Source organism: Thalassospira sp. MCCC 1A02898 (assembly GCF_001618185.1).
Lineage (GTDB): Bacteria > Pseudomonadota > Alphaproteobacteria > Rhodospirillales > Thalassospiraceae > Thalassospira > Thalassospira tepidiphila.
The window spans coordinates 165,593-177,709 of sequence record NZ_LPXK01000012.1 but is presented as its reverse complement, the minus strand read 5'-3'; the positions used below and the strand labels follow the sequence as shown (position 1 = coordinate 177,709).

Genomic DNA, 12,117 nt, shown 5'->3' with positions numbered 1-12,117 from the left:
CGATGCTTACACCTGCCATCTGCCTTCGGCGCGAATTGCGGTCGAAGAGGCCGGATGGCGCTTGATTGGCAGGTATACCCAGGCCGGAACATCCAGATCGGCCAGCAAACCCGCCCTGTCCATGGGAATGCGCCAGCGTTCCATACGGCGCGCGGCGGTCCCGGACAATGCCTTGTTAGAATACCCTTCACGGTCGAGAACCGCAATGGGAGCACGTAAAATCAACCTTTCCCACCATTTCCATTTATGGAACTGGGCCAGGTTGTCTGCTCCCATCAGCCAAACGAACTTTGTTCGGGTAAAACGGCGTTGCAAGGCTGCAAGAGTGTCGGCCGTATAGCGGGTTCCAAGCTCGGTTTCAATTGCAGAAACAACAATGCGGGGATGCTTTGCCATCATCAGTGCCGAATCAAACCGGTCGGCAAGGTCGGCCATGCCGGTTGATGACTTAAGCGGGTTTTGCGGCGACACCAGCCACCAGACCGCATCAAGCTGCAGGCGTTTCAACGCTTCGAGCGATATGTGAAGGTGACCTTCATGGGCGGGATTGAACGACCCGCCCAATAGGCCGACCCGTGGTGGGGCCGCATGTGATCTGGGGGCAGATGACGTCATGGACGGGTCTGACCGTTACCACGAACAATGTATTTATAGCTGGTCAGCTGTTCGACTCCGACCGGGCCACGAGCATGCAGCTTGCCGGTCGAAATGCCGATCTCGGCCCCCATGCCAAATTCTCCGCCATCGGCAAACTGGGTTGATGCGTTTACGATGACGATCCCGGAATCCACCCCGTTGAGGAAGGTGGCCGTTGCGGTGGCGTTTTCGGCAACGATGGCATCGGTATGGTGCGATCCGAACGTGTTGATGTGATCAACCGCCTCTTGCACGCCCGACACAACCTTGATCGACACAATCGCATCTAGATATTCGGTGACCCAATCGTCGGCCGTGGCCGGTTTGATGCGACCATCAATCGCCTGTGCGGTTTCATCACCGCGAAGTTCGCAGCCCTTGGCAACCAGTGCCTCGGAAATGCGGGGCAACAGACGGCCTGCGACCGAACTATCGATCAGGATGGTTTCCGTCGCACCGCAAATCCCGACGCGGCGCATCTTGGCATTGACGACAATGTCGACCGCCTTTTGCGGATCGGCACTGGCATGGACATAGGTGTGGCAAAGCCCTTCCAGATGCTTGAACAGCGGAATACGGCTTTCATCCGTGATACGTGCAATCAGCGACTTGCCCCCGCGCGGAACGATGACATCAATGTAATCCGACAGTTTCAGCATCTCGCCAACGGCGGCACGATCCGTCACCGGGATCATCTGAAGGGCATTTTCAGGAAGGCCCGCTTCGCGGATGCCAGCCACCATGCAGTCAAAGATCGCGCGTGATGAGTGGAAGCTCTCAGACCCACCACGCAGGATGGCGGCATTACCCGATTTGATGCACATCGCACCGGCATCGGCTGTCACGTTCGGGCGGCTTTCATAGATGATGCCAATCACGCCAAGCGGGACGGATACGCGCGCGATATCAAGGCCGTTATGTTCCGGGCTCCAGCGCGCCAGCTCACGGCCGACGGGATCGGGCAGCTCGGCAACGGCCTCAATCCCCTTGGCAATTCCTTCGATGCGATCAGAATCCAGTGCCAAACGGTCCAGCAAGGCTGCCGTTAGGCCCTTGGCGCGACCGGCTTCCATGTCCTTGGCGTTGGCGGCAAGGATGGTGTCTGCGTTTTCGCGCAGTTTGGCGGCTGCGGCCTTAAGGGCGGCTTCCTTTGGTTCGGCCGGGACCTGTGCGAGTTCGAGTGCCGCCTTGCGGGCCTTGATTCCCATATCGCGCATCAGTGCTGCGATATCCTGGCTTTCGATACTGGCAAGCGCCGTCATGGTCCTGGTTCCGTTCCTGTCATTCTGGCCAGTGCAAAACGCACTTGGTCAATTGTTCTGAGATTTTATCAACAAATTGGCAAAATAGACATCAAACCGGCTATCTGCAATGTCCTTGAATGGACAAAGCACGCTGAATGCTTGCCAAATAGTGCGTAGCGGTCCATCTGTTGATGACACAAAGAGATGACATGCCGTGCACATACCGCAATGCTGCCCGGTTGCTGATTGGGGATAAGGTTTTGAAAAATATGGGTTCCGATCAACCGACTGCGCGTGCAGAGTTCGGCGTCGTGAAGACGTTCCTGCCCTATTTGTGGCCGCGCGGCGAGTTTGAGCTCAAGGTGCGTGTTGTTCTGGCTCTGCTGTTTCTGGTCGGTGCCAAGGTGGCAAACGTCTATATCCCGGTGCTGTACAAGTACGCGGTCGATGCCCTTGGCGGCGGTGACAAGGCCGGCGATGCGGCGGCAAACGCCGCCCAGTCGGGATCAACAGATACCACAGCCCTGATTGTCGTTCCGGTGGCACTGATTGTCGGTTATGGGCTTGTGCGGATTCTGGTTTCAGCCTTTGGCGAGATGCGCGATGCGGTCTTTGCCAAGGTGGCCCAGCGCGCCATCCGCAGATCGGCGCTGAGCGTTTTTGAGCACCTGCATGGATTATCCCTGCGCTTCCATCTGGACCGTCAGATGGGCGGGCTTTCGCGTGCGATTGAACGCGGGGTGAAGGGCATTGAATTTCTTCTGTCCTTCATGCTGTTTAACATCCTGCCGACCTTGCTTGAGATCTTCATGGTCTCGATCATCCTGTGGGCGCTTTATGATGTCTGGTTTGCGCTGATCACCTTTACCACCATCGTGATTTATATCGTCTTCACGCTGGTGGTGACCGAATGGCGCATGAAGTTTCGTCGCGAAATGAACAAGCGCGATGACGAGGCCAATACCAAGGCCATCGACAGTCTGATCAACTACGAAACCGTCAAATATTTCAACAACGAAGCCCATGAATCGACCCGCTATGACAAGGCGCTACGGGGCTATGAAGTTGCCGCGGTGCAGTCGCAAGTCTCGCTTTCCAAGCTCAATGTCGGGCAGGGTGCGATCATTGCCGTCGGCCTTGTTCTGAACATGTTTCTTGCCGCCCAAGGGGTGAAGGACGGCACCATGACGGTGGGTGACTTCGTTCTGGTGAATACCTATTTGCTGCAGCTTTACATGCCGCTCAACTTCCTTGGTTTCGTCTATCGCCAGATCAAGCAGTCGCTGACCGATATGGAACGCATGTTCTCGCTTTTGGATGTCGAAAAGGAAGTCGAAGACAAGGCGGGTGCCAAAAGCCTTGCCTGTGATGCGGCAACCGTCCGGTTTGAAGATGTGCATTTCTCCTACAACCCGGATCGCAAGATCCTTAAGGGGGTCAGTTTTGAAGTGCCGGCGGGTAAAACCGTTGCCGTGGTCGGGCCAAGCGGGGCGGGCAAATCGACCCTGACGCGCTTGATGTTCCGGTTTTACGATGTGTCGGGTGGCAAGATCACGATTGATGGTCAGGATATCCGCGATGTGACGCAAAACTCGCTTCGTCGCGAAATTGGCATCGTGCCGCAGGATACCGTCCTGTTTAACGATACCATTGCCTATAACATTTCCTATGGCCGTCCCGGTTCGGAACAAGGCGAGATCGAAAATGTCGCCAAGCTTGCCAGCATTGACGGATTTATCGCAGGTCTTCCCGAAGGCTTCAAAACCATGGTTGGCGAACGTGGCCTGAAACTTTCAGGTGGTGAAAAGCAACGCGTGTCGATTGCGCGCATGTTGCTCAAACGTCCGAAAATCATGATTTTTGACGAAGCCACATCCGCACTTGATACCCGCACCGAAAAGGATATCCAGCAGGCGCTTCGTGAAGTATCGCGCGGGCATACAACCCTGATTATTGCGCACCGATTGTCCACCGTGATTGATGCCGATGAAATCATCGTGCTGCGCGATGGGCAGGTTGCCGAACGTGGCCGCCATCAGGAATTGCTGGATCGTGATGGCCTTTATGCCGAGATGTGGGCCCAGCAGCAGGAAATCCGCCAGGCAGAGGAAATCCTCGCCCACGCGGGTGAAATTCAGGGGTAATCACGCCGTCGGGTACTTTCAGACTGGAACCTTGCGACGTTATCGCCAAATAATGGGGATGACGTCGCAACTGGTTTGGGGGGAAGTCCAGTGTCGAAATTAACACGAAGCGATCTGCACGCACTTGAAGGTTCGCCATCACAAAATCACCACCATAGCCATCTTCATGAACCTATGGATGAGGGCAGTTATGCTGGCGATACGCGCGAGGAAGTTGACCGCATGCGGCGGAACATGCTGGTGGGCATGGGGATGTTGCCGCTTGCGGGGATGATCCTTAACCCGGTCAAACAGGCTTGGGCGCTGTCAAACGAGGTCAGCATGCGTGAAGACGGGCGGTATCGCTATATCCGCTCCAACGCGATCCCCGATCATGCCACCGGAAGCTTCCCAAATCGCAAGAACCCCAATTCCATCAAAGCACAATCGCTTGAATTTCGTTTGCCGCTCAATCCAACGCGTGCAGGGCGGTTTTCATCAATTGATCACATGTCATTCGGTGTGGCTGTCAACGGGGTGCCGTTTGATCCCTTCACTGCCGAATACTGGCAACGCGATCGTCAATCCGGTTGGCGCTATGAGGCGATCTCGCCGACTGTCGATCTTGGTCTTGATCAGAATAACGCCCATGTTCAGCCCGACGGGACCTATCATTATCACGGCCTGCCAAAGGGGCTGATCAAAACCTGGTCGCCCGATCAGCATTCCATCCGCATTGGCTTTGCCGCCGATGGTTTTCCGATCTATGCGATGTTTGGCTACTCCGATCCGAATGATCAGGCATCACCTGTGGTCGCAGTGCGCAGTTCGTGGCGGGTGAAGGCGGGGACGCGCCCGAATGGTCCCGGGGGCAAGTATGATGGCACCTATGGCGAGGATTTCGAATTTGTTCCGGGATTGGGTGATTTGGACGAGGCCAATGGCCGTGAAACGATCACGCCGGAATATCCGCAAGGCACCTATGCCTATTTCGTAACAGAAAACTTCCCGTTCATTCCGCGTATGCTGGCAGGCATGCCGGATCGCAGTTTTGCGAAAGGCCCGGGCGGGATGGTACCAGGCGGGATGGGGCCAGGTGGTCCAAGTGGCTCAGGCAATGGTCCCGGTGCCGGACCCGATCAGGGGCGGCGCCCACCACCTGGTGGCGGTTTCCCGGGGCAGCGACCAAAATTCGGACAGCCGCCGCGATAATCAGGGCAATGGCCCGAATACCGCGGTGCTATCAAGCAACCAAAGTGCAGTGCTGATGGTGATGAAGGACAGCGATGTGGCTGCCATCAGGGATGCCGCGCCCATTGCTTCGTGCCCGTAGCGCTGACAATAGATCGGGTAGACGCTAAACATCGGGGCACAGGCATAACCGACAGCAGCGATCTTCATCACCGGATCAAGATTGGGGACAAGTCCCAGCAAAAGGAAAATGATCAAGGGGTGCAGCACAAGTTTGCCAAACACGATGCGTGCCATGTCGAAACGCAAACCGCGCAGTTTGAGCCCAACAAGCCCGCCACCGATGACAAACAGCGCCACTGGCCCTGACGCCGATGCCAGCATATCAATCACGGAAAAGATCGGACCGGGCAATGTGATCCCGGAGATCGAAATGCTCATTCCGATCACGATGGCGACAATGATCGGATTGCGCGCAAGCCGGGTAAAGGTCTTGCGCAGAATTTGCCAACGACTAGTGCCCTCTGCCTCGGCACTATCGCCCAGTATCAGGGTTAGTGGCGTGATCACCAGATTTTCGATGATAAAGCAAAGTGCCAGTGCAATACCCGCCGTCGGACCAAGCAGCTGCAGAACAATCGGATAGCCGATAAAGCCGCTGTTGGACATCGACATACCCATACCCTGCAGGGCGGCATTCTGTTGGCTTTTCTTGGCGATCAATCGGGCAAAGAAATAGCCCAGCGCAAACACGATCAAGGACCCGCCGCCATATGCCGCCAGATAGTTGGTGTCGAACACCTTATTGATGTCATGAGCAATCAACGTGCGGACCAAAAGGCATGGCAGGGCAAAGTTAATCACAAATGCCCCCATGCCGCGCGCGACCGTTTGCGCAACGATGTTGCGATAGACAGCGATATAGCCAATGGCGATGATCAGGAATATCGGCAATGTAACGGCAAGGATATCAAGCATCTGGGCCAGAGGCTTTCATTGTGGTAAGGCCTTCATCAGCTAGCCCCCTATTGGCCCAAGGTCAAGAAACAGAATGATTTCAAACAAGAACCAAACGGTAATGGATTGGCCAGAAGGACTGGATGGCAATAGCTTTTCCGGGGTGGCCCGGCTTGCGAATGCGTCTCCACGTGGGGCACAGGCCGCCGAAATTCTTGACCGTCACCGGCTAATTGATTGTTTGGCGGCGTATCAGCCCGAGATTGTCGGAACCTTGCCGCTTGCGATTGATACCCCGGAATCTGACATTGATATCCTGTGCAACGTCGCTGATTTGACGGCGTTTTCTGAATTTTCAGACCGGGTTTTCGGTCATTTTGACGGGTATCGTCTCCGCCAGCGCCCCGCAACCAGACATGTGGCGGCAGCATTGGTTGTGCGATTTGAGTGTGAAGGCCTTCCTGTCGAAATCTTCGCCACTAATTGTCCGACACGGTCGCAATACGGTTTTGTCCATATGCTGATTGAGGCGAGGATACTATTTGTGATGGGGGACGAATTTGCCCGTCAGGTGAGGGAACTGAAGCAGTTAGGCATCAAGACCGAACCGGCCTTTGCCAGACTTCTGGGATTGTCTGGCGACCCGTATATTGAACTGGCTGAACTTGTCAGCCTTTCGCCACCACAGCTTTGCCAACGACTTGGTGTTGGTGGAAACTAGGTGTTCTCAGTCACCGGATCACCAATGGTAATTGTGCCACCCACGATCACGCGACAGGGCACACCACCCCGCCAGTCTGGTCTCAAAGCTTCTTGCAGTCCCATGGCAACCGCATCCATGCGATTGCACGGGTCTGTTTCGCCGGTAATTTCAAACACCACATCGCCGATTGAAAGTTTGCTGCCTTTGCTGCGTGGTAAGGCAATCCCGCGGACAAAAAGGTTGGCACGGCGTTCGGTCCAGTGAATGTCATCTCGACCGATTTCATGGCAAGCAGCCTGCCAGTCTTCTTCTGCCAGAATGGTGACCTGACGTCGGCGCAGCTTGCCGCGAAAATCCCCGTCGATACCAAGTTCGGTTGTGGCGGAAACGCTTTCAAGGCTTTCCATCGCGGCACGCGGGCGTGCCTTGCGCGCGATACCTACAAGTTCGGCTTTATCGAACATTCAGGTTTTCCATTGACCGGAAATCACCCAGCGACCTGCGAAGTTTTCCGGCACCAGAATGGTCTGGCGCGGCGTGCCACTTTCATCAAGATCAGGGTAATCGGTGGTGTAATGAAGCCCCCGGCTTTCGCGCCGCCACAGGGCAGACTGAATGATCAGCTTGGCAACGACAGACAAGTTACGCAGTTCGAGAAGGTCATTGGTGACACGGAAATTGCCGTAATATTCATCGATTTCCGATAACAGCAAATCTACCCGGTGCTGGGCGCGTTGCATGCGCTTGGTGGTGCGTACAATGCCGACAAAGTCCCACATCACGTTGCGCAGCTGTTCCCAGTTATGGGCAACAATGACTTCTTCGTCGGAATCCGTGATGCCAGTTTCATCCCAGTCCGGGATCGGTTTGAAAAGATCCTCGACCGGCAGGGCTTCGATAATGTCCTTTGCCGCGGCCTCGCCAAACACAAGGCATTCCAGAAGCGAGTTCGATGCCAGTCGGTTCGCGCCGTGCAAACCGGTGCCAGCACATTCACCAATGGCATAAAGCCCGGTCAGATCGGTACGCCCGCGCAGATCGGTCAGAACCCCGCCGCAGGTATAATGGGCCGCCGGGACAACCGGGATCGGTTGCTGGGTCATGTCGATGCCGTAGCTCAGGCAATTTTCATAAATGGTCGGGAAGTGTTCCTTGATGAAATCAGCCCCCTTGTGGGTGATATCAAGGTAAACACAATCCGCACCCAGACGTTTGAGTTCATGGTCAATCGCGCGTGCAACGATATCACGCGGGGCCAGTTCGCCACGTTCATCAAACCGGTCCATGAAGCGTGTGCCATCAGGCAGCAAAAGCTTGCCGCCTTCACCACGTACGGCTTCGGAAATCAGGAAGGATTTGGCTTGCGGATGATAAAGGCATGTCGGGTGGAACTGGCTGAATTCCATATTCATCACCCGGCAACCCGCACGCCATGCCATGGCAATACCATCGCCCGTTGACCCGTCCGGGTTGGAGGTGAACCGGTAAACCTTACTCGCTCCGCCGGTGGCAAGAATTACGGTGCGCGCATTGAATGACTTGACCTTTCCGGTGCCAAGATCAAGCGCATAGGCCCCGATGCAGCGGCGACCTTCGCCACCGAACTTGCGATCAGTCACCAGATCAATCGCCAGATAGTTTTCAAAAACATCAATGTTCGGATGATTGACTGCCTGCCCCTGAAGCGTCGTCTGAACCGCACGCCCGGTGGCATCTGCCGCGTGCACAATGCGCCGGTGGCTATGGCCACCTTCGCGGGTCAGGTGGAACGGCTGATTGTTATCCCCATTGGGATCACGGGTCAGTTGAATGCCAAGTTCATCAAGCCAGGCAATTGCCTTTGGCGCATTGGTGGCGACGAATTCGACGGTTTCACGCTTGCACAGATCAGCACCGGCAACCAGCGTATCGCGAACGTGGTTTTCGATGCTGTCGGCGGCATCAAGTACGGCGGCAATACCGCCTTGTGCCCAGTTGGTCGATCCATCATCGATCTTTCCCTTGGAAAGAACGGCGACTTTTACATGCGGGGCAAGTTTGAGTGCCGTGGACAAACCGGCAGCACCACTACCGATAATAAGCACATCATACTGGAAAGAATTTTCGGACATTTTTTCCCATCGCTTTCGGGCGGTGCCAGATGGCGGAAACTGGCGCGGTGGCGTCAACATCGGGCTCCGAACAGAGGCGCAGAATAGGACTGCTTTTCTTCAATCTCAAACATATTTGTCTGAAATGGTGTGATGATTTCTGTCCGCTTGTGTCAGATTTATTGCGCGTTGCTTGCAAATGGCCGCCAAACAGACAGATTAAAAAGGACCACCCAACACCAACCAGGGGAGTTTGCTGTGGGCAATTCTGCGCACAAGGAGACGGTTTATCGCGGTGGATGTCATTGCGGCGATGTCCGTTATGAAGTTCACGGGCCGGTTGACGATGCGGTGATGTGTCACTGCGAACTGTGTCGCAAGCTGCATGGACATGTCAGCTCTTATGCCCGCTTTGACCGCCATCATCTGAAACTGGCCAAGGATGACGGGCTGCGGTGGTATCGCATGTCCGATAAAACCGATCGCGGATTTTGCAAGGAATGCGGCACCGCCCTGTTCTGGCGCCCTGTGCGCAACGATAATATGGCACTGATGCCCGGAACTCTAGATGATACAAAGGGTATGACCACAGTCGGGCAGATTTATTGCGCAGATAAAGGGGATTATTATCCGCTTGATCCGGCAATTCCCCAACATGATCAATCAGACAAGGCCGACAACGCCGGCGTTGCCGATCAATCCTGATCGGTAACGCCGGGCACCTTCATCCAGGTCAGTTCGTGCTTGTTGTTATAAAGATGCACGACCTTTGATCCGGGGATATCGGCGAACTGGGTGATTGCGGAATAGTCCGTATCGCCCTGCAATTTGATGGTGCAGATGAAATTGGTCGCCATTCCGGCATCCATCCACTGATTGACCAGCGTAAACAGGCGATCCGGATAGCAAATCACGTCCGAGCAAAGCCAATCAATATAGCCGATTTCTTCCGGGTTCAGGCCAAAGGCGCTTTCCTGTCGGAAATCAACGCGGGGCAGATTGGCGATCTTGGCATCTAGGCGGGCCTTGTCGATGGAAATGACGTCGGTACCAAATTCATGCAAAACCCAGGTCCAGCCGCCCGGGCTTCCGCCCAGATCCATGGTGCGATCACCGGCCTGCGGATAGGCGCCAAGGCGGGTGAAGGCTTCCCAAAGTTTAAGGTAGGCACGGTTTGGCGGGGTCACCTTGTCTTCTTCAAACTCGACTTCGCCGTTTTTCCACGGGCTGGAACAATCGGCCGATGCGATGATGGTGTCGGGATCAATCAGCGTCCATGATCCAAGCGGTGCGGTCGGAGCCGGTTCACCGAAAACCTGACGCTTGGCAGACACATGGGGCAGGTGGCCTTCGATCAGTTTGGCGCGCGAAAAATGGTCGAACTTGAACAGGGCCCAGTTGCGCTGATTGAATTTCAGGATTTTGGCCGCACCCTTGATCGACGGGATGGCAATGCGTACCGGATTGCGCCAGACATTCTGCGCCCAGAATACGCGCCGTTCCGGACCGGGCGCGAACATCAACCGGTCATGGCGTTCAATGACGTCGCCAAGTTCGGCTTCAAGTTGATCCTCAAAGCCGACAGGGGCGAGGTAGCCGGTGGCATCCATCGGCTCGATTACGGCATCAACGCCGTCCGGGGTATCGAATGTCTGTGTGTTTTCCATCATGGGCCTGCTTTTACGCCGTTTTGACCCAATAAAAAAGCGGGAAAGCTGCATGACAGCTTTCCCGCCTGTGATTGTCGAGAAGTAAGACGACAGATCAGAATTTGTCAGCCTGAACCAGACCGTCGATCAGGATAACCTTGGTCGGATCGCCCTTGATGCCAAAGTCATTGTCGTTGATCATCGCAAGTGCACCGTCGCCCATGATGGCAAGGCCTTCAAGCTTGTTCGGGGCTTCCGGGTAGTCCGCGCTGTCAAAACGAAGTGTCTTGGAAACTGCAGTCAGATTGATGCTGCCAAGATCGTTTTGCTGTTCCAAAGTCGGGCTGGTCGACATGTCATCCCAGCGGGTGGCCAGGATGTTGGTCGCACCTTTAAGTTCGACTTCATGCAGCTTCGTGGTCTTGTCAGTGCGTTCAAGCACCAGAAGACGGTCATTGCCAAGGGCGAGGACCTCGGAAATGCGCGGTGCGTTCTGTTTCTTGGACGGATCGTTGCGGAAGCTCTGCGGATCATCCAACTGATAGATATATTCACCGCTCAGTTTTGACGCTGCGCGATCATAAACGAACAGGCGGGTGTTCTTGGCCGCCTTGTAGGCATCGGCATTCGGGTTGGCCAGCGGGTTCTGAACCATGAAGTACAGCTTGGTTTCGTCTGGCGATACCGCCATGGATTCAATGCCGCGGTTGGTCTGACGTTTGACCAGAATGGCCGGAAGGCCACCGGTGACTTTATAAGCCGAACTTTCGAAATCCTTCTCCGAACCGGCCGGAACGATACGTTCGATAACGGTGCCGTCCGCCGACGCATGCAGGATCGACGGGCCGTTTTCTTCACCAATCCAGTAAGACCCGTCAGATAAACGAATAATGCCTTCGGCATCGATCGAGGACACCGACTGTTCAAGCGGATTGCCATTGGCATCGACCGGCTTTTCGGTTTTCGCCACGGTCAGCTTGTTGGTCAGGCCGGTCAACGGCACACCATTCTGGTCTTTCAGCGTGATGACGTCCTTGACGTCAAAGCTGCCATCATCATTCAGGAAGATGGTATAGATCGAAGGCGAGTAATCCGGGGTCGGATAAACGCGGACTTTCTGCCCCTTACAGACCTGATCGGCAGAAACACCAAGGACGGCTTCAACATCGCCACAGACAAAGTTCGGGCCACGGTCAGAAACGGCATAGAACATGTTGGCCGGATCGCCCGGGCGGCGATATGCGCCGGAACCAAAACCGACGGTAAGCGGGCGTGCCTTGCCGCCGTCAACCATGACGGTTGAAAGGTTGTTGATCGCGCTTTTGGTTTCAAAAACCTTGGCATCACCTGCCATGGCAGAACCCGCCATCAGCATGGCGGTAACACCGAAAAGACCGGCTGCAAACGTCCGTTTCATCACTGGGAATTCCCCGAAAAATTTCACAAAAACACTCAAGCTCAAGCCCGCAATGTTCGGGCGAACTGTGTTCCTGTTCACATTAAGGGTTCTGTGTGACAGTTTGT

General features: G+C 55.2%; 11 protein-coding genes. 4 read left to right on the top strand and 7 right to left on the bottom strand.

Annotated elements, in window-relative coordinates; translation table 11 throughout:
- Window positions 1-6: 6 nt before the first annotated feature.
- Both AUQ41_RS15240 and AUQ41_RS15235 read right to left on the bottom strand, forming a co-directional pair.
- A complete protein-coding gene (locus AUQ41_RS15240) occupies window positions 7-615 on the bottom strand; it encodes a nicotinate-nucleotide adenylyltransferase (RefSeq protein ID WP_040823073.1) in 609 nt (202 codons plus the stop codon).
- Complete coding sequence (locus tag AUQ41_RS15235) at window positions 612-1,898, bottom strand: glutamate-5-semialdehyde dehydrogenase (protein ID WP_063089162.1); 1,287 nt, start codon at window positions 1,896-1,898, stop codon at window positions 612-614. The genes AUQ41_RS15240 and AUQ41_RS15235 overlap by 4 nt, the downstream gene beginning before the upstream one ends.
- A 251-nt stretch (window positions 1,899-2,149) precedes the next feature.
- Here AUQ41_RS15235 and AUQ41_RS15230 point away from each other — a divergent pair, with 251 nt between their 5' ends.
- Together AUQ41_RS15230 and AUQ41_RS15225 are read left to right on the top strand one after the other, a co-directional pair.
- A complete protein-coding gene (locus AUQ41_RS15230) occupies window positions 2,150-4,024 on the top strand; it encodes an ABC transporter ATP-binding protein/permease (RefSeq protein ID WP_063089359.1) in 1,875 nt (624 codons plus the stop codon).
- A gap of 90 nt (window positions 4,025-4,114) precedes the next feature.
- Window positions 4,115-5,215: a YHYH protein gene (locus AUQ41_RS15225; protein WP_143588757.1), complete on the top strand. Its 1,101-nt coding sequence runs from the start codon at window positions 4,115-4,117 to the stop codon at window positions 5,213-5,215.
- Here AUQ41_RS15225 and AUQ41_RS15220 read toward each other — a convergent pair whose 3' ends face one another.
- On the bottom strand, window positions 5,216-6,172 hold the full coding sequence (locus tag AUQ41_RS15220; RefSeq protein ID WP_063089161.1) for an AEC family transporter: 957 nt from the start codon (window positions 6,170-6,172) through the stop codon (window positions 5,216-5,218). It abuts the gene before it with no gap.
- A 100-nt stretch (window positions 6,173-6,272) separates the two neighbouring features.
- On the opposite strand from AUQ41_RS15220, the gene AUQ41_RS15215 reads away from it, so the two are divergent.
- On the top strand, window positions 6,273-6,872 hold the full coding sequence (locus tag AUQ41_RS15215) for a DUF4269 domain-containing protein (RefSeq protein WP_168173427.1): 600 nt from the start codon (window positions 6,273-6,275) through the stop codon (window positions 6,870-6,872).
- Here AUQ41_RS15215 and AUQ41_RS15210 read toward each other — a convergent pair.
- Window positions 6,869-7,318, bottom strand: coding sequence for an MOSC domain-containing protein (locus AUQ41_RS15210; protein WP_063089159.1), 450 nt, complete (start codon window positions 7,316-7,318; stop codon window positions 6,869-6,871). The two genes, AUQ41_RS15215 and AUQ41_RS15210, sit on opposite strands and share 4 nt — an antisense overlap.
- Window positions 7,319-8,965 (bottom strand): L-aspartate oxidase, encoded by a 1,647-nt coding sequence (gene nadB, locus AUQ41_RS15205; protein ID WP_051007609.1) that lies wholly within the window; start codon window positions 8,963-8,965, stop codon window positions 7,319-7,321.
- Between the two features lie 237 nt (window positions 8,966-9,202).
- On the opposite strand from nadB, the gene AUQ41_RS15200 reads away from it, so the two are divergent.
- On the top strand, window positions 9,203-9,649 hold the full coding sequence (locus AUQ41_RS15200; protein WP_063089158.1) for a GFA family protein: 447 nt from the start codon (window positions 9,203-9,205) through the stop codon (window positions 9,647-9,649).
- On the opposite strand, the gene AUQ41_RS15195 is transcribed toward AUQ41_RS15200, so the two are convergent.
- A complete protein-coding gene (locus tag AUQ41_RS15195; protein WP_369813536.1) occupies window positions 9,640-10,614 on the bottom strand; it encodes an SAM-dependent methyltransferase in 975 nt (324 codons plus the stop codon). The two genes, AUQ41_RS15200 and AUQ41_RS15195, sit on opposite strands and share 10 nt — an antisense overlap.
- A 94-nt stretch (window positions 10,615-10,708) precedes the next feature.
- Window positions 10,709-12,010 (bottom strand): esterase-like activity of phytase family protein, encoded by a 1,302-nt coding sequence (locus AUQ41_RS15190; protein WP_063089357.1) that lies wholly within the window; start codon window positions 12,008-12,010, stop codon window positions 10,709-10,711.
- Between the last annotated feature and the right edge of the window lie 107 nt (window positions 12,011-12,117).